The sequence below is a fragment of the Intrasporangium zincisolvens genome, assembly GCF_034724055.1.
In the GTDB taxonomy this organism is placed as follows: Bacteria; Actinomycetota; Actinomycetes; order Actinomycetales; family Dermatophilaceae; genus Monashia; species Monashia zincisolvens.
Genome location: NZ_JAWIIL010000005.1, coordinates 17,583 through 39,432 on the forward strand (window position 1 = coordinate 17,583; position 21,850 = coordinate 39,432).

At 72.4% G+C, this 21,850-nt stretch carries 19 protein-coding genes; 9 read left to right on the top strand and 10 right to left on the bottom strand.

Annotated elements, in window-relative coordinates; genetic code table 11:
• Position 1: 1 nt before the first annotated feature.
• On the top strand, positions 2-685 hold the full coding sequence (locus RY076_RS14405) for a class I SAM-dependent methyltransferase (RefSeq protein ID WP_323099251.1): 684 nt from the start codon (positions 2-4) through the stop codon (positions 683-685).
• Here the strand turns inward: RY076_RS14405 and RY076_RS14410 are convergent.
• The 4 genes from RY076_RS14410 to RY076_RS14425 all read right to left on the bottom strand — a co-directional run bounded on the left by RY076_RS14410 (position 675) and on the right by RY076_RS14425 (position 3,420).
• Positions 675-1,364, bottom strand: a complete 690-nt coding sequence (locus RY076_RS14410) for a helix-turn-helix domain-containing protein (protein WP_323099253.1) — start codon at positions 1,362-1,364, stop codon at positions 675-677. The genes RY076_RS14405 and RY076_RS14410 overlap by 11 nt on opposite strands.
• A 293-nt stretch (positions 1,365-1,657) precedes the next feature.
• Positions 1,658-2,113, bottom strand: coding sequence for a SufE family protein (locus RY076_RS14415; protein WP_323099254.1), 456 nt, complete (start codon positions 2,111-2,113; stop codon positions 1,658-1,660).
• A 31-nt stretch (positions 2,114-2,144) separates the two neighbouring features.
• Positions 2,145-3,023 (bottom strand): sulfurtransferase, encoded by an 879-nt coding sequence (locus RY076_RS14420; RefSeq protein ID WP_323099256.1) that lies wholly within the window; start codon positions 3,021-3,023, stop codon positions 2,145-2,147.
• A 13-nt stretch (positions 3,024-3,036) separates the two neighbouring features.
• Complete coding sequence (locus RY076_RS14425) at positions 3,037-3,420, bottom strand: MerR family transcriptional regulator (protein ID WP_323099259.1); 384 nt, start codon at positions 3,418-3,420, stop codon at positions 3,037-3,039.
• A gap of 60 nt (positions 3,421-3,480) precedes the next feature.
• Here RY076_RS14425 and RY076_RS14430 point away from each other — a divergent pair, with 60 nt between their 5' ends.
• Genes RY076_RS14430 through RY076_RS14440 form a run of 3 tightly spaced genes read left to right on the top strand, consistent with a single transcriptional unit; the run spans position 3,481 to position 7,488 of the window.
• Positions 3,481-4,665 carry an acyl-CoA dehydrogenase family protein gene (locus RY076_RS14430; RefSeq protein WP_323099260.1) on the top strand — a complete coding sequence of 395 codons (1,185 nt, stop codon included), beginning with the start codon at positions 3,481-3,483 and terminating at the stop codon, positions 4,663-4,665.
• On the top strand, positions 4,662-6,227 hold the full coding sequence (locus RY076_RS14435) for an acyl-CoA carboxylase subunit beta (protein ID WP_323099266.1): 1,566 nt from the start codon (positions 4,662-4,664) through the stop codon (positions 6,225-6,227). Before RY076_RS14430 ends, RY076_RS14435 begins: the two co-directional genes overlap by 4 nt.
• Positions 6,181-7,488 (top strand): hypothetical protein, encoded by a 1,308-nt coding sequence (locus tag RY076_RS14440; RefSeq protein WP_323099268.1) that lies wholly within the window; start codon positions 6,181-6,183, stop codon positions 7,486-7,488. Before RY076_RS14435 ends, RY076_RS14440 begins: the two co-directional genes overlap by 47 nt.
• Here the strand turns inward: RY076_RS14440 and RY076_RS14445 are convergent.
• The 6 genes from RY076_RS14445 to RY076_RS14470 form a co-directional block, all read right to left on the bottom strand.
• A complete protein-coding gene (locus RY076_RS14445) occupies positions 7,479-8,168 on the bottom strand; it encodes a Maf family protein (protein ID WP_323099270.1) in 690 nt (229 codons plus the stop codon). The genes RY076_RS14440 and RY076_RS14445 overlap by 10 nt on opposite strands.
• A 467-nt stretch (positions 8,169-8,635) precedes the next feature.
• Positions 8,636-11,356: a carboxypeptidase regulatory-like domain-containing protein gene (locus tag RY076_RS14450; RefSeq protein ID WP_323099271.1), complete on the bottom strand. Its 2,721-nt coding sequence runs from the start codon at positions 11,354-11,356 to the stop codon at positions 8,636-8,638.
• Positions 11,357-11,488: 132 nt separating this feature from the next.
• Positions 11,489-13,198 (bottom strand): DUF885 domain-containing protein, encoded by a 1,710-nt coding sequence (locus RY076_RS14455; protein WP_323099273.1) that lies wholly within the window; start codon positions 13,196-13,198, stop codon positions 11,489-11,491.
• Between the two features lie 53 nt (positions 13,199-13,251).
• Positions 13,252-14,931: a protein kinase domain-containing protein gene (locus RY076_RS14460; protein ID WP_323099274.1), complete on the bottom strand. Its 1,680-nt coding sequence runs from the start codon at positions 14,929-14,931 to the stop codon at positions 13,252-13,254.
• 147 nt (positions 14,932-15,078) lie between these two features.
• Positions 15,079-15,306 (bottom strand): acyl-CoA carboxylase subunit epsilon, encoded by a 228-nt coding sequence (locus RY076_RS14465; protein ID WP_323099276.1) that lies wholly within the window; start codon positions 15,304-15,306, stop codon positions 15,079-15,081.
• On the bottom strand, positions 15,303-16,946 hold the full coding sequence (locus tag RY076_RS14470) for an acyl-CoA carboxylase subunit beta (protein ID WP_323099278.1): 1,644 nt from the start codon (positions 16,944-16,946) through the stop codon (positions 15,303-15,305). The genes RY076_RS14465 and RY076_RS14470 overlap by 4 nt, the downstream gene beginning before the upstream one ends.
• Positions 16,947-16,969: 23 nt before the next feature.
• On the opposite strand from RY076_RS14470, the gene RY076_RS14475 reads away from it, so the two are divergent.
• The 5 genes from RY076_RS14475 to RY076_RS14495 all read left to right on the top strand — a co-directional run bounded on the left by RY076_RS14475 (position 16,970) and on the right by RY076_RS14495 (position 21,730).
• Positions 16,970-17,857, top strand: coding sequence for a biotin--[acetyl-CoA-carboxylase] ligase (locus RY076_RS14475; protein ID WP_323099280.1), 888 nt, complete (start codon positions 16,970-16,972; stop codon positions 17,855-17,857).
• Positions 17,858-17,885: 28 nt separating this feature from the next.
• Positions 17,886-19,001 (top strand): adenylate/guanylate cyclase domain-containing protein, encoded by a 1,116-nt coding sequence (locus tag RY076_RS14480; RefSeq protein WP_323099281.1) that lies wholly within the window; start codon positions 17,886-17,888, stop codon positions 18,999-19,001.
• Complete coding sequence (locus RY076_RS14485) at positions 18,998-19,822, top strand: enoyl-CoA hydratase/isomerase family protein (protein ID WP_323099283.1); 825 nt, start codon at positions 18,998-19,000, stop codon at positions 19,820-19,822. The genes RY076_RS14480 and RY076_RS14485 overlap by 4 nt, the downstream gene beginning before the upstream one ends.
• A 200-nt stretch (positions 19,823-20,022) precedes the next feature.
• The gene (locus RY076_RS14490) at positions 20,023-20,700 is read left to right on the top strand and encodes a response regulator transcription factor (protein ID WP_076259350.1); all 678 of its coding nucleotides are present in this window, start codon (positions 20,023-20,025) and stop codon (positions 20,698-20,700) included.
• Between the two features lies 1 nt (position 20,701).
• Positions 20,702-21,730 (top strand): sensor histidine kinase, encoded by a 1,029-nt coding sequence (locus tag RY076_RS14495; protein ID WP_323099285.1) that lies wholly within the window; start codon positions 20,702-20,704, stop codon positions 21,728-21,730.
• The last annotated feature ends 120 nt before the right edge of the window (positions 21,731-21,850 follow it).

Consider the following 21,850-nt stretch of genomic DNA (forward strand, 5'->3'; position numbering starts at 1 on the left):
GTTGGGCAGGGACTGGGACGAGCGGGCCGGCGTGCTCGCCGCCAAGGCGTACGCGACGGGTGACCCGAACGCGTGGTTCGACCGGCTGTACGGCGAAGGCGTCGCCGGGAGCATCTCGATGCCGTGGGACCGTGACTCCCCGCACCCGCTGCTGAGCGACTGGGGCGAGGCCCAGGCCGCCGGTGCGCGGGACGGGATGCTGTGGGGCGAGGGCCGCCGGGCCCTCGTCGTCGGCTGCGGTCTCGGGGCGGACGCGGAGTACCTGGCCTCGCTGGGCTTCGCGACGACGGCCTTCGACCTGTCGCCGAACGCGGTGGCGACCGCGCGGTCGCGGCACCCTGAGTCAGTCGTGGACTACCGCGTCGCCGACCTGCTCTCGCCGCCCGCCGAGTGGGCGGGTGCGTTCGACCTCGTCGTCGAGATCTTCACGATCCAGGCCATGCCCGATCCACCACGGTCGCAAGCGATCCCAAGCATCACCGGGTTCGTCGCGCCCAGCGGGACCCTCTTCGCCGTGGCGTTCCGAGCGGATGGCGACGTCGATGCCACGGACGGCCCACCCTTCGCCCTGAGCGCGGCCACCCTGCGCTCATTGGGCGGCGACCGTCTCGTCCTGCAGGGAATCGAGTCGCCGCGCCCCGAACTCTGGCGCGCCGTCTTCATCGCGCCTCGACTCAGCCGCTGAGGAGGCGGCGTCGGTCCCACTCCGAGGCGGGCGGTGGCTCGCACCGGCACGGGCAGGCGTCGAGGCACCACGTCTCGAAGCACTCGTCCAGGCACTCGCACTCCGGCAGAGGCACGGGGACGGGTGCCACTCGGGGCTGGGGCCCGGCCATGAGCCGCACCCGCGTCTCGAGCTCGGCCGCGGTGGGGTGGTCGTCCGGACGGCCGCTGACCCGGTCGGCCGCGTCCCGGTCGCGCGCCGGGCGAAGCTGGTACCAGCCCCGAGCAGCCGGTCGGTCGTACCGGGGGTAGGCCCACCGCTCGTACGGCACCTCGTCGGGCGGGGCGACATCGAGATGAGCCGGAAAGCGGCGACCGGCGTTGTCGCGCACGAGGTCGTCGGGCACCGGCGAGATCGCGGACCCTGCCGCGTCCGTGAGCGACACCCTGAGTGCGCCGACGGCGAGGACGCGCGCCAGCAGGACGAGGCTGGGGAGGCCGTCGCCTGACTCCACCCGCGCGATGGCGTTCTGCGTCACGCCGACTCGGGCCGCGAGCTCGCGCTGACTCAGGTCCGCCAGACGGCGGACGCGCGCGAACAGACGACCGACTGCGTCCACGTCGGACAGGTCGAACCCCACATCGGACCGGACGGACGGCCTCGTCACGCGGTCGGTGTCGGCTCTGCTCCCTCGCGTCATGGCCTGACACTGCCAGGGGCCACCGACAGCCCTGGGCCGTTCTCGTCGGTCGTGATCCCCGGCCGGAGCCGGTACGTCAGTGAGCTGTCACAGGGTTCAGTGACGTAGCGAGGGGGTTCCGCACTACGTCAGTGAGCGTTCACAGGGGTCAGTGACGTAGCGAGGGGGTTCCGCACTACGTCAGTGAGCGTTCACAGGGGTCAGTGACGTAGCGAGGGGATTCCCCCACTACGTCAGTGAGCGGTCACGGGGGTCAGTGACTCAAGTGATGGGCGGGGGCGAGGGGCTCGGGGTCAGGCGGTGGTCTTGGCGCGGACCTGGCGCTTGATGCGGCCGAGCATGGCGACCATGCCGCGCATCCGGAGAGGCGAGACCGCCTCGGCGAGGCCAAAGCGCATCGGGGCGTCGTCGGGCACCGCTAGCACCTCGGCGGCGGAGAGGCCGTCGAGGCCCTCGCGGAGGATGCCGGCGAACCCGCGGGTCGTCGGGGCCTCGGCCGGGGCGTCGAAGAACAGGTGCACGGCACGGTCCTGCAGGGAGGTGCCCTCGGCGACCTCGACCGTAAGGAAGAGCGGGGACTGGCACTCGTCGACGCGTTCGAGCTGGTCGAGGTGGCCGACGTAGCGCTCGGGCAGGCCGGGCAGCTCGTCACTGAACTCGAGGAGCAGCTGGAGCTTGAGGTCGTTGGAGGCTTCGCGGAAGTCCTCGGCGATCTCGGCCAGGGACGTGGGCAGGGGAGTGTCGGTCATCGGGATCGGTGCTTTCGCGTGACGGCGGGAATCACTTGTCGATGGGGACGCGGACGGCGTTGCCCCACTCGGTCCACGAGCCGTCGTAGTTGCGGACCGACTCGAAACCGAGCAGGTGCGTCAGGACGAACCACGTGTGCGACGAACGCTCGCCGATGCGGCAGTAGGCCACCACGTCGTCGCCGGGCGCGAGTCCCTGCTCCGTCAGGTAGATCGCCTCGAGGTCCTCGCGCGTCTTGAACGTGCCGTCCTCGTTGGCTGCGCGCGCCCAGGGCACCGACCGCGCGCCGGGGATGTGGCCGCCACGCATCGCGCCCTCCTGCGGGTAGTCGGGCATGTGGAGCAGCTCGCCCGAGTACTCGCCGGGGGACCGGACGTCGACGAGGGGCTGGCCCAGGTGGGCGAGCACGTCGTCCTTGAAGGCGCGGATCGGCGCGTCGTCGCGGTCGGCCACCGGGTACTCGGCCGGGGTCGGGGCCACCACCTCGCGGGTGAGCTCGCGGCCCTCGGCGATCCACTTCGCCCGGCCGCCGTCGAGGAGCCGGACGTCCTCGTGCCCGAACAGGCTGAAGACCCACAGCGCGTACGCCGCCCACCAGTTGCTCTTGTCGCCGTAGATGACGACCGTCGTGTCGCGTGAGATGCCCCGGGCACCGAGGACCTCGGCGAACCGGGCGCCGTCGACGTAGTCCCGGGTGACCGGGTCGTTGAGGTCGAGGTGCCAGTCGATCTTCAGCGCGCCGGGGATGTGGCCGGTGTCGTAGAGCAGGACGTCCTCGTCGGACTCGAGCAGGGCGATCCCGCCGGGAGCGCCCACCGATCCGGCGGCGATCTGCTCGGCCAGCCAGTCGGTCGTGACGAGCCGCTCGGGGTGCGCGTACGCGGAGAACTTCGTGTCTGCAGCGCTCATGCGCTCCATCGTGTCACGCGAGCTTGTCGAGGTCCTCACGGCACCGGCGCTCGAACTCGCCGAGCTCGGCGATGGCGTCCTGGACGTCGCGCAGCCGCTGCTCGAGATCGGCGCGTCGCTCGTCGATCTCGCCCAGGACGTACTCGAGCTGCGTGCGTCGGCCGCGCGGAGCGTCGAAGAGGTCGATGATCGTGCGGATCTGCTCGAGCGGGAACCCGAGGCGCTTGCCCCGCAGGATGAGGTTGAGGCGGGTGCGATCGCGGCGGTGGAAGACGCGTTGGGTGCCCCGACGCTCGGGGGAGATGAGGCCGAGGTCCTCGTAGTGGCGGACGGTGCGGTGGGTGACTCCGAACTCCTCCGCGACCTGGGCGATGGTCCACGTCGGCGCACTTGTCATGCCCCCGATCGTGCTTTACGTTTACGTAAGCGTCAAGCACATCCCACAAGGAGAACACCGATGTTCGAGCTGAGCCCGGAGCACGAGGACTTCCGACAGGTCGTCCGCGACTTCGCCGAGAAGGAGGTCGCCCCGAACATCGCCAAGTGGGACGCGGCGTCGCACTTCCCGACCGACCTCGTCCCCAAGATGGGCGACCTCGGGCTCTTCGGCCTCGTCGTGCCCGAGGAGTACGGCGGCAGCGCCGCTCCGGGCCAGGGCGACTTCACGAGCCTCTGCGTCGCCATCGAGGAGCTCGGCCGCGTCGACCAGTCGATCGGCATCACGCTCTCGGCCGGAGTCGGGCTCGGCATCAACCCGATCCTCACCTACGGCGACGACGAGCAGAAGCAGCGCTTCCTGCCCGACCTCGTGGCCGGCCGGGCGCTCGCCGGCTTCGGCCTCACCGAGCCCGAGGCCGGGTCGGACGCCGGCGCGACCCGCACCCGGGCCGCGCGCGACGGAGAGGAGTGGGTCGTCAACGGCGCCAAGTCCTTCATCACGAACTCGGGCACCGACATCACCTCGGTCGTCACCGTGACCGCCCGCACCGGCACGAACGCGGACGGCGCGGCGCAGATCTCCGCGATCATGGTGCCCGCCGGCACGCCCGGCTTCATCGTCGAGCCGGCCTACCACAAGCTCGGCTGGCACGTCTCCGACACCCACGGCCTCACCTTCGAGGACTGCCGGGTGCCCGCCTCGAACCTGCTCGGCGCCGAGGGCGAGGGCTTCAAGCAGTTCCTCAAGACCCTCGACGACGGCCGCATCGCCATCGCCTCCCTCGCCGTCGGCTGCGCCCAGGCCTGCCTCGAGCTGGCCACGGACTACGCGAAGACGCGCACGGCCTTCGGCAAGCCGATCGGGGCGAACCAGGGCGTCTCCTTCCAGATCGCCGACCTCGCCGTCAGCGTCGAGGCCGCCCGCGCCCTGACCTACAAGGCCGCCTGGCTCAAGGACGAGCTGCACGAGGGCCGCCGCTCGGTCAAGGAGGTCAAGCACGCCGCTGCCATCGCCAAGCTGTACGCCACCGAGGCCGCTGTGGCCGCGACCCGGATCGCGACCCAGGTCTTCGGCGGCAACGGCTTCATGGAGGAGTTCCCCGTCGCCCGGTTCTACCGCGACGCGAAGATCCTCGAGATCGGCGAGGGCACCTCCGAGGTCCAGCGGATGCTCATCGCCCGGGGCCTGGGCCTGCCCGCATGAGCGGCCACCACGCCCCCGACCCGCGCGTCGGCGACGTCCGGCGTCGGCTCGCGGCCGCCCACGCGGCGTCCGAGCTGCCGCCGGAGAAGGCCAAGGCCAAGCTCGACAGCCAGGGCAAGATCTACGTCCGCGACCGCATCGCGCTCCTCTTCGACGAGGGCAGCTTCGTCGAGGACGGTCGGTACGCCAACGCCCTCCAGCCCGGGCTGCCTGCCGACGGCGTCGTCACCGGACGCGGCACCGTCGACGGCAGGCCTGCGATCGTCATCGCCAACGACCCGACCGTCAAGGCCGGCTCGTGGGGCGCGCGCACCGTCGAGAAGATCGTGCGTGCGACGGAGATGGCCCTGCGCGAGGAGCTGCCCGTCTTCTGGTTCGTCGACTCGGCCGGGGCCCGCATCACCGACCAGGTCGAGATGTTCCCGGGCCGTCGCGGCGCCGGTCGCATCTTCCACAACCAGGTGGCGCTGTCGGGCAAGGTGCCCCAGATCTGCTGCCTCTTCGGCCCGAGCGCGGCCGGTGGCGCCTACATCCCGAGCTTCTGCGACCTCATCATCATGGTCGAGGGCAACGCCTCCATGTACCTCGGCAGCCCCCGCATGGCCGAGATGGTCGTCGGGGAGAAGGTCAGCCTCGAGGAGATGGGCGGTGCACGGATGCACTGCAGCGTCTCCGGCGTCGGCGACCTGCTCGCCCACGACGACGTCGAGGCCATCGAGCTGGCCAAGCTCTACTTCTCCTACGTGCCTGGCACGTGGCGCGACACCCCGCCCACCTACCACCCGGAGGAGCCGTCCGAACCGCTCACCGAGCACACGGTGCCCGAGCGCGAGTCGGTGCCCTTCGACATCCACGACGTCATCGACGGCCTCGTCGACGACGACTCGTTCTTCGAGCTGAAGCCGCTCTGGGCCGGCGAGCTCGTCATCGGCTTCGGCCGCATCAGCGGCGAGACCGTGGGCATCGTCGCGAACAACTCGTTCGTCAAGGGTGGCGTCCTGTTCACCGACAGCGCCGACAAGGCCGCCCGGTTCATCTGGCTCTGCGACGCCTTCAACATCCCGCTCGTCTACCTCGCCGACGTGCCCGGGTTCATGATCGGCTCCGAGGTCGAGCGCGGCGGCATCATCCGCCACGGCGCGAAGATGGTCAGCGCCGTCTCCTCGGCGACCGTCCCGCAGTTCTGCGTCGTCGTCCGCAAGGCCTATGGCGCGGGCCTCTACGCGATGGGCGGCCCCGGCTTCGGGCCCGACGCGACGATCGCCCTGCCGACCGCCCGCATCGCCGTCATGGGCCCCGAGGCGGCCGTCAACGCCGTCTACGCGAACAAGATCGCCGAGATCGAGCAGCAGCAGGGACTCGAAGCCAAGAACGACTTCGTCGCCGAGCGACGCCGGGAGTACGAGGAGGACGTCGACATCGAGCGGCTCGCCGCCGACCTCGTCGTCGACGCCGTCATCGAGGCCGCCGAACTGCGCTCGGAGCTGACCCACCGTCTGGCCTATGCTTCCCGGCGTGACCGTCACTTCAGCGACCGCCGACGCTCCGTCCCGCCGGTCTGAGTCGCGCCTCGGTCACCGCCTCGAGAACCCCGACCGGGTGAGCGAGGCGCGTCAGCCGTTCTGGCGCCGCTTCCCGGTCTGGTTCCCGTTCGCCGTCTACGCGGTGTCGCGCGTGTTCGTGCTCGTCGCGGGCACCTACCTGGCCCGCTACCAGATCCCGCTGCCGATCGGCACCCAGAACATCCGCATCTTCTACCCGTCCCCGGCCGGCCCCGGCTACCTCGTCGCCATGACGAACTGGGACGGCCAGTGGTACCGCGTCATCGCCGAGCACGGCTACCCGTCCGTGCTCCCGCGCGCCGGCTGGGGCGGCATCGACATGAACCCGTGGGCCTTCTTCCCCGTGTTCCCGATGACGGCCGGGCTCATCATGAAGGTGACCGGCCTGCCGTTCGTCCTCGTCGCGCCTGTGCTCTCGACGCTCATCGGCTTCGTCGCGATGCACATGCTCTTCAAGCTCGTCGACGAGGTCGTCGGCCGCTGGGAGGCCATCGTCGCCGTCGTCGCGACGTGCTTCTACATCGCATCTCCCGCGTTCTCCGCGTCCTACACCGAGTCGACCGCGCTGCTCGGCGTCACGCTGACGCTGTGGCTGCTGCGCCGCCGCCAGTACGCCTGGGTCGTCCTGTCGCTGCTCGTGCTGTCGCTGAGCCGCAACGTCGTCATCGCGATGGTGCCGGTCATCCTCGCGCACGCCGCCGTGCGCTGGTGGAAGAAGGACGAGGGGACGCACCCGGTGCGCTTCCGGTGGCTCATGGCCGCGCTCGCCGCCTACGCGGCCGCCCTGACCTGGCTGTGGCCGACGATCGTGTCGATCGCGACCGAGACGCCCGACGCCTACAACCAGACGATGCTGGCCTGGAACATCCAGACCAAGGTCAAGCTCTACCTCTGGTGGAACCTGCTCTACGACTACTGGGGCGTGTTCGGCCAGGTGCTCGGCATCGCCGGGGTCGCGGCCTTCACGTGGTTCATGCTCTCGCGCCACTCGTGGCGGTGGGGTCCCGAGATCTGGGGCTGGGCCGGCGCCTACCCGGCCTACATCCTCCTCGTCACGAGCACGACGCCGAGCCGGATCCGGTACGCGATGCTCGCCTTCCCGATGACGCTCGTCATCGCGTGGTTCCTCAAGCTGCCCCGGATCGCGCGCTATCGGTACTGGGTCCTCGGCCTCATCGTCGTCGCCGGCCTCGCGCAGATGTGGTGGTGGACCGAGAACTACCTCGTCATCGAGAACCTCACCGACGACCTCTACCCCTGACCGGCCGCCGAGGTGCGGGCCGCGCCCACGACGTCGAACCAGTCGATGCCGGCATCGGCCAGCAGCTCGCGCAGCAGCGGCAGGGACAGGCCGACGACGTTGTGGTGGTCGCCCTCGACGGCGGTGACGAAGGCGCCCCCGAGGCCGTCGATGGTGAAGGCCCCCGCGACCGTCAGCGGCTCGCCCGTCGCGACGTAGGCCTCGATCTCCTCGTCGGACAGGCGGGCGAAGTGCACGGTCGTCGATGCCGTCGCCCCGAGGGTCGCGCCGCCGTCCTCGTGGTCGTCGACGAGCCAGTGCCCGGTGTGCAGCACCCCGGAACGACCCCGCATCCGACGCCAGCGCGCGACGGCCTCGGCGGCGTCGGCCGGCTTGCCGTGCATCTCCCCGTCGAGCTCGAGGACCGAGTCGCAGCCGAGCACGACCGCCGGCAGGTCCGAGCGGGCTGCGACGTCCTCGGCCTTGGCCCGGGCGAGCAGCAGCGCGATGTCGGCCGGGTCGAGCGGTCCGTAGCGATCGGTGGCCTCGGCGACGGCGAGGTCCTCGTCGACGCCGCTGACGACGACGACCGGGTCGATGCCGGCGCGGCGCAGCGTCTCGAGCCTGGCCGGCGAGGCAGAGGCGAGGACGATGGTGACGCGGGCGGGCTCAGCCGGGGAGGGGAGGGGTTCGGTCGCCATGCGGGCAGCATACGGGCCGCCGGTCCGGGCGACGGGCGGACGTCGGGGAGATGAAGACCAGCCGACGAGCAGGCGACGAGCAGGTGCCCGACAGAGGCCCGGACAGGCGTCGGGGGGGGGCCGGCAGNGCATACGGGCCGCCGGTCCGGGCGACGGGCGGACGTCGGGGAGATGAAGACCAGCCGACGAGCAGGCGACGAGCAGGTGCCCGACAGAGGCCCGGACAGGCGTCGGGCCGCTCCTTCGGCGACGAAGGAGCGGCCCGGTTGCGATGCGGCGGAGCCCCCGTGGACGGACCGGCCTTCCCTGTGACTGGTCCATCCGCGGCCGCGGCACGCGGCGCCGCCCCCTGCGACGGCGCTCGGTCAACGTAGCCGGGCGCCGTCGCAGGGTCACGCCAGGAGCCGGGTCGTTGCACGAACCTGCAACGACCCGGCCCCCGGGCAACCTTTCGGGCCTTTCGAGCGTCAGGCGATGGCTGCGGTCTGCGCCGAGTACACCGCACGCGAGAGGTAGCCGGAGCGCACCCCGGTGACCCGCACCTTGACGTACTTGCCCTTGTCGAGGCTCGTCAGCTTGTACGTGCGGGCCGTGGCCCCGCTGATGGCCACGCCCGAGCGGTACCACTGGTAGCTGAAGGTCGTCGGGGTCGGGCTCCACGTTCCGGGCACGGCCGTCAGCGTGTAGGCCACCTTGCGGGTGCCGGAGATGGTCGGCGTCGGGGCGGTGAAGGCTCCGAGGACCGCGGAGGTGGCGGCCGAGGTGCGGGCCACGGCGAGGTAGCCGGTCTTGCTGCCCGTGACGCGGACGGTCATGGCCTTGCCCTGGTCGGCGGTCGTCAGCTTGTACGTGGCGGCCGTGGCGCCCGAGATCGCGGCGCCCGAGCGGTACCACTGGTAGGCCAGGGTGACCGGTGCCGGGCCCCAGGTGCCGGGCACGGCGGTCAGGGTGTAGCCGACGGCCTTGGTGCCGCTGACTGTCGGCGTCGGTGCGGTGAGGGCGCCGAGGACGGCCGTGGTGGCCGCCGAGGTCTTCGCGGCCGTCGCGTAGCCGGACTTCGTGCCGGTGACCCGGACCGTCATGGTCTTGCCCTGGTCGGCCGTCGTCAGCGCGTAGGTCGCAGCGGTGGCGCCGCTGACGGCCGCGCCGGAGCGGTACCACTGGTAGGCCAGGGTGACCGGTGCCGGGCCCCAGGTGCCGGGCACGGCGGTCAGGGTGTAGCCGACGGCCTTGGTGCCGCTGACTGTCGGCGTCGGTGCGGTGAGGGCGCCGAGGACGGCCGTGGTGGCCGCCGAGGTCTTCGCGGCCGTCGCGTAGCCGGACTTCGTGCCGGTGACCCGGACCGTCATGGTCTTGCCCTGGTCGGCCGTCGTCAGCGCGTAGGTCGCAGCGGTGGCGCCGCTGACGGCCGCGCCGGAGCGGTACCACTGGTAGGCCAGGGTGACCGGTGCCGGGCCCCACGTGCCCGGTACGGCGGTCAGGGTGTAGCCGACGGCCTTGGTGCCGCTGACGGTCGGGGTCGGCGCTGTGAGCGCACCGGCCACCGCGGGCCCGGTCGCGGACTGCTGGAGGCTGCCGGCGCCCGTCGGGCCGTACGCCGCCATGCGCAGCGTGATCCGCTTGCCCATCATGTCGCTCGTGAGCGTCAGCGGCTGGACGGCGCCCCAGTCCGTGTCGCGCGGCACCCCGCCGACGACCCACGTGTACGAGGGACTCCAGTCGCCGGCCGGGGAGATGGCGCCGTGGGTCGCGGTCAACGTGCTGCCGACGACACCGCTGCCGGTGACGGTGAGCGGGCTCGACAGGGCAGCGCCGGTGGTCTTGACGTCGACGCCGTTGGAGTACATCTCGGCGGACCGGTAGCCGGCGAGGGTGCCGGTGACCTTCGCGACGACGTAGGTGCCGACGAGGTCGCTCGTGGTGGTGAAGCTGGGCCCGGTCGCGCCGGCGATCGGCACCAGCCCGTCGGTGCCCTGCCGCATCCACTGGTAGCCGAGGGCCACGCCCGACGGCTCCCAGGTCCCGGCGTCGACGGTCAGCGTGCTGCCAGCAGCGGACGACCCGCTGACGAACGGCTCGCGGGCGGTGAGGCCCTTGCCGGCCACCGGCAGCACCATGGTCAGCTCGCGCTTGCGGGTGTCGGAGGTCACCGTGAACGAGGTCGCGGTCTCGAGCGTCGCGGCGTTGTCGTAGCACCGGTCCTGGTAGCGGGTGGTCGGGGCCCATCCGTTGTCGTACCACGTGTCGTACGCACAGATGCGGTAGGTCTTGCCGACCTCGGTCTGCTCGGCGAAGGTGCCGTCGGTCCCGGTGAGGAGCGGGCCGTACTGGCGCCCGAACCAGTCGCCCTCGGTGGGGCGGTACTCGAAGAGGTTCCAGTTGATGTTCTGCAGCGGCTTGCCGGAGGCATCGGTCACCTTGACGATGACACCGGTCCACGGGTCGAGGACGAAGTCGACCCCGGTGACCGTCGTGCCGGCAGGGATGGTCCAGTCGACGTAGTCGCTCGTGCTCTTCGTGCCGTCCCAGCTCGCGCTGGCGTAAACGTGCTGGTCGGCCGGGTCGGAGGCGGTGACGTTGCTCGGACCCGACTCGACGCCGGTGAGCGTGAAGCTGCCGTCGGCGGCCGAGGTGTCCGACACCGACATGCCGCCGGCGGCCTTCGTCGCCATGACGTCGAAGCCGCTCACCGGCTGACCGGCGGTGTCCTTGACGGTGCCCTTGATCGTCGAGCGGCGGTCGAGCCGGATGTCCGCGACCGTGGCGGTCGTGCCCGCGGTGACGGGGGTGGCCGAGTCGAAGCTGCCCTGGTCGGCGTACCACTCGATGCCCCACTGCGAGGCACAGGTCATCTCGCCCCAGCAGCCCGCCTCGATCCGGTACGGGCCGGGTGCGCTGAAGGTGGCGGTGTACGTGCCGTCGGCGTTGTAGGTGACGCTGCCGGCGTCGTTGCGGGCGGCGTCGTAGAACCAGAGAGCGGCATCGCCCACGCCGACGACCGTGCCCGTGGAGCTGAGGCCGGTGACGCGACCGGTGATGGTGTACGTGGCGGCCTGCGCCGGCGCCCCGAGGGCGGGCACCAGACCGAGGGATGTGGCGAGGGTGGTGGCGACGATCAGGGCGCGGCGCATGGCGCGGCGAGACGTGTTCCCCTGAGCCCGTCGCACCGCGAAGCGGTGGCGGAGCACGTGTTCCTCCTGCGAGGTCGGTGCGCCATCCCCTGTGGCTGGCGCGGCCTCATCGTAGAGGCTCGCAGGGGCCGCGCGGATCCCTCCGGCCGGATCCGGTCTGGCCGGTCCGGCCGGAGGGACGCACGGGCGTCAGGCGCCCAGGACCGCCTCGCGCAGGGTGTCCAGACCGACGCCGCCTACGTCGAGCGCGCGACGGTGGAAGGCCTTGAGGTCGAAGCCGTCGCCCTCGCGCTCCTTGACCTCGTCGCGCAGCTGCAGCCAGAGGCGCTCGCCGATCTTGTAGCTCGGCGCCTGGCCCGGCCACCCGAGGTAGCGGTTGAGCTCGTAGCGCAGGATCTTCTCGTCCATGAAGCCGTAGCGGGTCAGGTAGGTCCAGGCCTTGTCCCAGTCCCACTCGCCGCCGCCGACCTCCTCGGGCGCCTCGAAGCCACAGTGCACGCCGATGTCGATGACCACGCGGGCGGCGCGCAGCGACTGCCCGGCGAGCCAGCCCATGCGGTTGCCCGGGTCGTCCATGTAGCCGAGGTCGGCCATGAGGCGCTCGGCGTAGAGGGCCCAGCCCTCGCCGTGGCCCGACACCCACGACTCGAGCCGACGCCACCGGTTGAGCAGCTCGGAGCGGTAGACCGTCTGGGCGACCTGGAGGTGGTGGCCGGGGACGCCCTCGTGGTGGACCGTCGTCAGCTCGGTCCACGTGCGGAAGACGGTGTTGCCCTTGGGGACCGACCACCACATGCGTCCGGGGCGGCTGAAGTCGTCCGACGGGGCGGTGTAGTAGATGCCACCGGTCTGCGTCGGGGCGATGAGGCACTCGATGCGCTGCACCGGCCCCGGGATGTCGAAGTGGACGTCCTTGAGGTCGGCGATGACGGCGTCGGCGCGCTCCTGCATCCACGCCTTGAGCGCGTCGGTGCCGTGCAGGACGTAGCGCTCGTCGGCGTCGAGGATCTCGACGCCCCGCTCGACGCTCGCGCCGGGCTCGAGCCCCTCGGCGATCTCGAGCATCTGGGCATGGAGGTCGGCGACCTGCTGCTGGCCCCACCGGTAGGTCTCCTCGACGTCGACCGTGGCGCCGAGGAAGTAACGCGACTCGAGCTGGTAGCGCTCCCGTCCGCACGCGTCGGCCTCCGGTGCGTGGGGGAGCAGCTCGGCCTCGAGCCAGTCCGCGAACTGTCCGTAGGCGTCGGCGGCGGCGCGGGCGTTCGTCGCGAGCAGCTCGCGCCCGGCGCCGTCGAGCGGCTCCTCGCCCACCGACGCCGTGGCGACGACGGTCGTGAAGTAGCCCTCGGCGTCGAGGAGGTCGCGGGACTGCTCGGCGCACGCGACGACCTGTCGACGCGGCGTGACGAGCCCGCGCGCGCGTGCCGCGAGCAGCGACTCGCGGTACTGCTGCAGGGCGTCCGGGATCCGGCCGAGCCGCTCGGCCAGGGTGCGCCACTGCTCCCGGGTGTCGGTCGGCATGAGGTCGAAGACGTCGCGGACCGACTGCAGCGGCGAGGCGATGATGTTGAGCGACATCTCGTCGAGGCCGGCCGCGTAGCGCTCCTCGGCGACGCCGAGCCGCTCGGTCATCGCCGCGACGGTCACCCGGTCGACGTCGTCGGCGGGCGTGGAGGAGGCCAGCTGCGCGAGGGTGCGACGCCGCAGCTGCGACTGCGCTGCGTGGCCGGCGGGGGAGAGGTCGTCGAGGTCGTTCTCACGTCCCGGGACGCCGAGGTAGGTGGCGCTGATCGGGCTGAGGTCGACCATGGCGTCGAAGTAGGTCTCGGCGATGCGGTCGACGTCGGTCTGCCGGCGCGTCGTGGGCGCCGAGCCGGTGCTGGTGGTGGTGTCGGTCACCCGCCGAACGTATCCCAAGGCCGCCGTGGCGGAGCCATGGATTTCCGGACGGGTCAGTCGGAGGCCGGGCCGTCGGAGACGAAGAGGACGAGCTGGCCGCTGCGGGTGGTGGCACCGGCGCCCGGGTAGGTGCCGATGACGAGGCCCTTCTCGGCGTCGGCGGGCAGCTCGAGGCGCACGACCTTGATGCCCTGCTGGTCGACCCAGGCCTCGACGTCGTCGGCGTTGTTGCCGACGATGCCGTTGGGCACGGTCCACGGGTCGCCGTCCTTGCCCTTGACGCCACCCTTGCTGACGACGACCGCAACGGTGCTGCCCTGCGGTACCGAGCGACCGGCGCGCGGGAAGGTCGCGAGCACCTCGCCCTCGGCGGCCCGGGAGCGCACCTCGACCTGCTTGACCGTGAGGCCGAGCTGCTCGAGGTTGGCCCGGGCGAAGCCGGGGTCGCCGCCGACGAGGTCGCCGGGGATCCGGACCTCGTCTCCCTGGGAGTCCTGTCCGTCGCCCTGCCCGGTGTCCTGCGGGGCGGGATCGGTGGTGGCCGGCGCGGCCGTCTCGGTCGGCGGCGCGGTGCTCGGCTCGGGCGCGCTCGTCGTCGCGACGGTCGGGGCGGGCCGCTTGGTCGACGACGCCGTGGCCGGGGCATCGGTGCCGGAGGTCAGCGTGTAGACGACGGCGCCGACGAACACCGTGGCGAGGACCGCCGCGAGAGCGCCCCAGACGAGCAGGGCGGGTCGGCGGCGGGTGGGCGCCGCGCCGTGCAGGTCGGCGCGCGAGACGCGGCTGGTGTCGCCGGAGCGGCTGCGGTCGGTGCCGGCCGCCGTCCGACGCGTCGGTGCCGCCGTCGCGAGGGCCCGGGTCGCCGCGAAGGCGGCGGACGCGTCGGCCGGGTGGAAGGCGTCGGTGGTGTCGGTGGCGCGGACGGCGCGGGCCATCGCGTCGGCGTCGCGGTAGCGGTCGCCGGGGGCCTTGGCCGTGGCGCGTGCGACGACCCGGTCGACGACGTCGGGCAGCCCGGGCACCGCCGCACTCGGGGCGGGGACCGGCTCGTCGAGGTGGCGCATCGCGATGGCCACGGGCGAGTCACCGGTGAACGGCGGCGTGCCGGTCACCATCTGGTAGAGCAGGATGCCGAGCGAGTAGAGGTCGGAGGCGGGGCTCGCCGACTCGCCCCGGGCCTGCTCGGGCGGCAGGTACTGGGCCGTGCCCAAGACGGTGCCGGCGTCGGTCAGGGCCGTCTGGCCGAGCGCCCGGGCGATGCCGAAGTCGGTGACCTTGACCGAGCCGTCGGGCCCGACGATGACGTTGCCCGGCTTGATGTCGCGGTGCACGACGCCGGCCCGGTGGGCGACGGCGAGCGCCGCGCAGACCTGGGCCGTCACCGACAGCGCCTCGGCGGGCTCGAGCGAGCCGCGCTCACGCAGGACCCGCGACAGGTCGGAGCCCTCGGCGTACTCCATGACGATGTAGTGGGCGCCGTCCTCGACGCCGTAGTCGTAGACCTGGGCGATGTTCGGGTGGTTGAGCCGCGCGACGACGACGGCCTCGCGGCGGAACCGCTCGACCGAGTCGGAGTACTCCGAGACGGCGCGCGACATGATCTTCACGGCGACGCGGCGCCCGAGCCGCTCGTCGACGGCGAGGTGCACCTCGCCCATGCCTCCGACGGCGATGAGCTCACGCAGGCGGTAGCGCCCGGCAAGCCGGGTGGCGGAGGCGGGGTCGACGGACACGAGGAGACAGCCTAGGCGAGTCGCCCCCGCCCCGGCCAACTGAAACGGGTGAGACTGCTGTGACGTGAACCGCCAACTGGCACAAGGAGGTACGCGACACGCCCACCTCGCTGCGGGGGCGTGGTGGGCGTGTTGAGGGGGTTTGCGTCAGCGTGGGAGGGCGCTCGTGCGCCACCCGTCGCGGCGGGCCGACGCGCCGACGAGTCGCCACCGTGGGTCGCTCCACGGCGAGCGGCGTCGGGGCGGCTCGGCCTCCCCGCCACCGAGCGCCGACAGCACGGTGACGAGCGCGGCGAGCTCCTCCGGCGTCGGGTCGCCCGAGACGACGCGCAGAGCGGGCTCGTGCGGGGTTTCGGTGGCTGCGTCGGTGCTCACAGCGGGATGTTCCCGTGCTTCTTCGGCGGCAGCGTCTCGCGCTTGTTCCGCAGGGCCCGCAGCGCGCGGGTGACGTTCATCCGGGTGTTCGACGGGCTGATGACGGTGTCGATGTACCCGCGCTCGGCCGCGATGTACGGGTTGGCGAGCGTCTCCTCGTAGTGCGCGACGAGCTCGGCGCGGTGGGCCTCGACGTCGCCGCCCTCGGCCGCGGTGGCCGCGAGCTCCTTGCGGTAGAGGATGTTGACGGCGCCCTGGGCGCCCATGACGGCGATCTGCCCGGTGGGCCAGGCGAGGTTGATGTCGGCCCCGAGGTGCTTGGAGCCCATGACGTCGTAGGCGCCGCCGTACGCTTTGCGGGTGATGACGGTGATCTTGGGGACGGTGGCCTCGGCATAGGCGTAGATGAGCTTGGCGCCGCGCCGGATGATGCCGTCCCACTCCTGGCTCGTGCCGGGCAGGAAGCCGGGCACGTCGACGAAGGTCAGGACCGGCACGTTGAAGCAGTCGCAGGTGCGGACGAACCGGGCGGCTTTCTCGGACGCGTCGATGTCGAGGCAGCCGGCGAACTGCAGCGGCTGGTTGGCCACGATGCCGACAGACATGCCGTCGATGCGGGCGAAGCCGGTGATGATGTTCGGCGCGAAGAGCGGCTGCACCTCGAGGAAGTCGCCGTCGTCGACGACGTGCTCGATGACGTGCTTCATGTCGTACGGGACGTTGGGGGAGTCCGGGATGCACGTGTCGAGCCAGCGGTCGGTGTCGGTGACCGAGAGGTCGGCCTCGCCCTCGCCGAAGGAGGGCGGGGTCTCCATGTTGTTGCTCGGCAGGTAGGACAGCAGCGCCTTGACGTAGTCGATGGCGTCCTGCTCGTCGCTGCCCATGTAGTGCGCGACGCCCGACTTGCTGTTGTGCGTCTTGGCGCCGCCGAGCTCCTCGAAGCCGACGTCCTCGCCGGTGACGGTCTTGATGACGTCCGGGCCGGTGATGAACATGTGGGAGGTCTGGTCGACCATGACGGTGAAGTCGGTGATGGCGGGGGAGTACACCGCGCCGCCCGCGCAGGGGCCCATGACGAGACTGATCTGCGGGACGACGCCGGAGGCCCGGACGTTGCGGTGGAAGATCTCGCCGTAGAGGCCGAGGGAGACGACGCCCTCCTGGATGCGGGCGCCGCCGGAGTCGTTGAGGCCGATGACGGGGCAGCCGATCTTCATGGCGAAGTCCATGACCTTGACGATCTTCTCGCCGAAGACCTCGCCGAGGGAGCCGCCGAAGACGGTGAAGTCCTGGGCGAAGACGGCGACCTGGCGGCCGTCGATGGTGCCGTAGCCGGTGACGACGCCGTCGCCGTAGGGGCGGTTCTTCTCCTGGCCGAAGTTGTTGCTGCGGTGCCGGGCGTACTTGTCCATCTCGATGAACGTGCCCTCGTCGAGCAGCATCGCGATGCGCTCGCGCGCCGTCTTCTTGCCGCGCGCGTGCTGCTTCTCGACGGCGCGGTCCGACCCGGCGTGCGCGACCTCGGCGACGCGACGCTTGAGGTCGGCGAGCTTGCCGGCCGTCGTCGTCATGTCCGGGCCCGATGCGGTGTCCGGAGGGGTGTCCGCGGCCGGCTCTGCCAGGGCGTGATCCGTTGCCATGGCCGCACTCTAGCCTTGGATACGTGCGCAACTCGCTGGAGCCGGAGATCGTCGGTGCGGCCTTGGTCACGTCCGGGCAACCATGGCGCGGGGTCGAGTTCCATCCCGCGATCGGGTCGACCAACAGCCGCCTGCGCGAGCTGTTGACCGGGGCCGCCGAGGGCATCGGGCCGGACGCGTCACGCCTCGCCTCCGCCGACGGCGCGCTGTGGTGGGTCGTGCTCACCGACCACCAGACGGGCGGGCGCGGACGCCTCGGGCGCGTGTGGGAGGTTCCGGACCGGGCCTCGGTCGCGGTCTCGGCGGCCGTGCCCGTCACGGACACCACGGACGCGTCGGACGCGTCGGGGCTCGGCTGGCTGCCCCTGCTGGCAGGCCTGGCGCTCGCGCGGGCGATCACCGCGACGACCGCGCGGGCCGGGCACGCCCTGTCGCCCCGCCTCAAGTGGCCCAACGACGTCCTGCTCCCCGAGGACGGCGACCGCAAGGTCAGCGGCATCCTCTGCGAGCTCGTCGACGTGCCCGGACCGACGCCGCGGCGGGCCGTCGTCGTCGGCACCGGCGTCAACGTCGACCAGGACCGCGACGAGCTGCCCGTCGACACCGCCACGTCGGTGGCGCTCACCGGTGTGCGGGTGCGCCGCGAGGACGTCGTCGTGGCCTACCTCCACGAGCTCGCGGCCCTCGTCGGCCCCGGCGTCGGGGCCCGCCTCGGCGCGGACGGCGCCCGCGAGGCCTACCGCGAGGCCTGCTCGACGCTGGGTCAGGTGGTCCGCGTCCACCTACCGGTGGGGGAGGCCGTCGAGGGCACCGCGGTCGCCGTCGACGACACCGGCGCCCTCGTCGTCGACACCCCGTCGGGGCGGCGCACCTTCGCGGCCGGCGACGTCGTCCACGTGCGACGACGCTGAGCGCAGGGGTGCTGGCATGATCGGCCCCATGACGGAGCCGGGCCCGGACGGCGGGGACGCCGACGAGCGGTCCACCCGCGACTACACCGAGCAGCTGCTCGGGCGGCCGCTCGAGCTTCGCCGGCGCGACGTCAGCCGCGGCGCCGAGGTGTCGCTGCTGTCCGCGCGCCGGTTCTGGCACGCGCTGGGCTTCCCGGTCGTCGACACCGACGACGAGCTGTTCACCGAGGCCGACCAGCGGGCCCTGACGGCCGTGGCCGGCATCGTCCGCGACGGTCTGCTCGACGAGACCACGGCGCTCGCGATGACCCGGGCCTTCGCGCGCTCGACGGACCGCCTCGCCGGCTGGCAGTCCCAGCTCATCGCCGAGGCCGTCGAGTCCGAGTGGTCGGCCGCACACGCCCACGACGAGCACGACGCCGGGGAGTCGCGCGCCGTGCCCGGCATCGAGACGGCCGAGGAGACCGCCCGCCGCCTCGCCGCCTTGACCGACCGGCTCGAGCCGCTGCTCGTCTACGCGTGGCGGCGGCACCTGTCGGCGACGGTGTCGCGCATGCTCGCCGACGCCGACCCGGAGTCCTACGGGCTGACGAAGATGCGCTCGGTCGGGTTCGCCGACCTCGTCAACTTCACGGCCCTCGTGCGCCGGATGTCCGAGCGCGACCTCGCCCGGCTCGTGTCGCGCTTCGAGGCGCTGTCGGCCGACGTCATCACCGCCCATGGCGGCCGCCTCATCAAGACGGTCGGCGATGAGGTGCTGTTCACCACCGTCGGCGTCGCCCCGGCCGCCGCCATCGCCCTCGACCTCGTCGAGACGATGACGGAGGACGACGTGCTGCCCGACGTGCGCTGCGGCATGGCCCGTGGCCCGATCATCTCCCGCCTCGGCGACGTCTTCGGCACCACCGTCAACCGGGCCTCGCGCCTGACCGCCGTCGCCCAGGCCGGCACCGTCCTCGTCGACGCGACCCTCGCGCGCGAGCTCGCGGCGATGTCGGGCTTCGAGCTGACCGGGCAGCGCCGCCGCATCCTGCGCGGCGTCGGGCCGGTGACGCCGTCGCTGCTGCGCCGCGCGCCGGCCACCGGTCGCCGCACGTCCGGACCCACCACCCCCTTCGTACCGTCGCCAGGAGACCCGTCGTGACCACCCAGCCCGACCCGCCCGCCACTCCGGAGCAGCTCGTCCGCGTCGAGCGGTTCGACGAGCCGTCCCTGGCCCACGTCGCCGAGATCGTCCTCGACCGCCCCGCGGCGATGAACGCCGTCTCGACCGACATGGCCCGTGCGGTCGCCGCCGCCACCGGTGCCGTGGCCGCCGACGCGTCGGTGCGCTGCGTCGTGCTCACCTCGAGCCACCCCAAGGCCTTCTGCGTCGGCGCCGACCTCAAGGAGCGCAACGCGTTCACCGACGCCGACCTCATGGAGCAGCGCCCGGTGGCGCGGGCCGCGTACGGCGGCGTCCTCGGGCTGCCGGTGCCGGCCATCGCGGCCGTCGACGGCTTCGCGCTCGGTGGCGGGTTCGAGCTGGCGCTGTCCTGCGACATGGTCGTCGCCGGTGACGCGGCGACGGTCGGGCTGCCCGAGGTGGGCGTCGGCGTCATCCCCGGCGGCGGTGGCACCCAGCTGCTCGTGCGCCGCGTCGGGTGGTCGCGGGCGGCCCGGGCGATCTTCACCGCGGCGCGGCTCGGTGCGGCCGAGGCCCTCGAGCTCGGCGCCGTCGACGAGGTGGTCCCGGCGGGGACGGCCCGCGACCGTGCCCTCGAGCTCGCGGCCGTCATCGCGGCCAACTCGCCCGTCGGGCTGCGCAACGCCAAGCGGGCCATGCGCCTCGGCGCCGACGTCGACCTCGCGGCCGGTCTCGAGATCGAGGACGCGTGCTGGCGCGCCACCGCCTTCTCCGGCGACCGACGAGAGGGCGTGGCCGCCTTCGCCGAGAAGCGGCGCCCGGAGTGGCCCGGACGCTGACCCGGAAGCGTGACCGCGGGCCCCGCAGTGGGCCCCGCCGTGGGCCCCGCCGCGGAGCGTCGGCGGGTGCGTGCGAGTGCGAATCGTCCGGTTGTCGATAGGCTGCCCACGGCCGGCCCGGACCACCCCCGGACCGCCAGGACGATCCGGACGACTCCGGACAGTCCCGGCGCGGCCGCGAGCGATGTGAGGACGGTGACATGACGAGAGTGCTCCTGGCGGAGGACGACCCAGCCATCTCGGAACCGCTGGCGCGTGCGCTGCGGCGCGAGGGGTACGACGTCGACGTACGTGAGGACGGTTCGGCCGCCCTCGACGGCGCCAAGGAGAACCCGGACCTCGTCCTGCTCGACCTGGGCCTGCCGAAGATCGACGGTCTCGAGGTGTGCCGGCGCATCCGAGCCGAGGGCCGCACCATCCCGGTCCTCATCCTCACGGCCCGCGCCGACGAGGTCGACACCGTCGTGGGCCTCGACGCCGGGGCCGACGACTACGTGACCAAGCCGTTCCGCCTCGCCGAGCTGCTCGCCCGCGTACGGGCCCTGCTGCGGCGCACGCCCACCGAGGTCGTCGCCTCCGGCGAGCTCGTCCGGATCGACTCCGACGGCCGGCGCGCCTGGTTCAAGGGCCAGGAGCTGCAGCTGACCGCCAAGGAGTTCGACCTGCTGCGGGTCCTCGTGCGCGAGCAGGGCAAGGTCGTCTCCCGCGAGCAGCTGATGCGCGAGATCTGGGACACCGCCTGGTTCGGGTCGACCAAGACGCTCGACATGCACATCTCGGTCCTGCGCCGGAAGCTCGGCGACGACGCCACGTCCCCGCAGTACATCGCCACGGTCCGAGGCGTCGGCTTCCGCTTCGAACGTCCCCAGGCGGAGTGAGATGAGGCGCCTGCTCGACCGGATGACGTTCGTCGTCGTGGGGGTCACGGCCGGGCTGTGCCTCGTGCTCGCCGCGGGCCTCGTCTGGTGGTTCGTGACGCAGCAGCCCGACCAGGTCGTCTCGTGGCTCGACCCCGACCCCCTCGTGGCCGTCGGCTGGTTCGCCGCCGCGATGCTCGCCGTCGCGGTCGTCTCGGCCGGCGTCGGCTTCGTCGCCACGCGGGCGTGGCGCCAACGCGTCGAGGACGCCTCCCAGGCGCTGCTCCACCTCGCCTCGCGCTTCGCCAACGGCGAGGCGCGCCTCACACCCGTCCACTCGGGCATCTCCGAGATCGACGAGGTGTCCGGCGTCATGACGCGCCGCGCCCACGACATGACCAAGTCGCTCGCCGCCGAGCGCGACTTCGCCGCCGACGCCAGCCACCAGCTGCGCACGCCGCTGACCGCCCTGCTGATGCGCCTGGAGGAGATCTCCGAGACCGACGACGCCGAGGTGGTCAAGGAGGAGGCGAACATCGCCATCGCGCAGGTCGAAAGGCTGACGCGCGTCGTCGACGACCTCCTCGGGCGGGCCCGCGGGTCCGGTGGCCCGTCGCCGGCGGTGTCCCTCGACTCGGTCATCGCCGCGCTGCAGCGCGAGTGGCAGCCGGCCTTCGAGCAGGCCCGACGCTCGGTGCGCGTCCGCGGAGAGCGTGGTCTCTTCGTGCGGTCGACGCCGGTCGCGCTGTCGCAGATCCTCTCGACGCTGCTCGAGAACTCCCTCGTGCACGGTCGGGGCACCGTCGACATCCACGCGCGACGCTCCGGCCCGTCGGTCATCGTCGAGGTCAGCGACCAGGGCGACGGCGTGCCCGCCGCGATGGCCCCGCACATCTTCGAGCGGTCCGTCAGCAGCGGCGCCGGGGGCAGCACGGGCCTAGGCCTGGCCCTGGCCCGCGACCTCGCCGAGTCCAACGGCGGGCGCCTCGACCTCGTGCAGGCCCAGCCGGCGCGGTTCGCCCTGTTCCTGTCCGAGGCCGAGACCGACTGAAGCCCGATGGGCCGTGACGCAACCGGGCTCGGCGGGGCTCGGTTGGGCTCGGTGGGGCACGGCCACGTCACGGACTCGCCGAACCTGCAGGCGCGTTCGGGAAGCCGGGGTAGGGTGCGC

What these genes read in the sequence shown, in the direction of transcription:
- RY076_RS14410 (WP_323099253.1), bottom strand. Translation starts at nt 1,364, where the DNA reads ATGACGCGAGGGAGCAGAGCCGACACCGACCGCGTGACGAGGCCGTCC.
- RY076_RS14415 (WP_323099254.1), bottom strand. Translation starts at nt 2,113, where the DNA reads ATGACCGACACTCCCCTGCCCACGTCCCTGGCCGAGATCGCCGAGGAC.
- RY076_RS14420 (WP_323099256.1), bottom strand. Translation starts at nt 3,023, where the DNA reads ATGAGCGCTGCAGACACGAAGTTCTCCGCGTACGCGCACCCCGAGCGG.
- RY076_RS14425 (WP_323099259.1), bottom strand. Translation starts at nt 3,420, where the DNA reads ATGACAAGTGCGCCGACGTGGACCATCGCCCAGGTCGCGGAGGAGTTC.
- RY076_RS14430 (WP_323099260.1), top strand. Translation starts at nt 3,481, where the DNA reads ATGTTCGAGCTGAGCCCGGAGCACGAGGACTTCCGACAGGTCGTCCGC.
- RY076_RS14435 (WP_323099266.1), top strand. Translation starts at nt 4,662, where the DNA reads ATGAGCGGCCACCACGCCCCCGACCCGCGCGTCGGCGACGTCCGGCGT.
- RY076_RS14445 (WP_323099270.1), bottom strand. Translation starts at nt 8,168, where the DNA reads ATGGCGACCGAACCCCTCCCCTCCCCGGCTGAGCCCGCCCGCGTCACC.
- RY076_RS14470 (WP_323099278.1), bottom strand. Translation starts at nt 16,946, where the DNA reads ATGGCAACGGATCACGCCCTGGCAGAGCCGGCCGCGGACACCCCTCCG.
- RY076_RS14480 (WP_323099281.1), top strand. Translation starts at nt 17,886, where the DNA reads ATGACGGAGCCGGGCCCGGACGGCGGGGACGCCGACGAGCGGTCCACC.
- RY076_RS14490 (WP_076259350.1), top strand. Translation starts at nt 20,023, where the DNA reads ATGACGAGAGTGCTCCTGGCGGAGGACGACCCAGCCATCTCGGAACCG.
- RY076_RS14495 (WP_323099285.1), top strand. Translation starts at nt 20,702, where the DNA reads ATGAGGCGCCTGCTCGACCGGATGACGTTCGTCGTCGTGGGGGTCACG.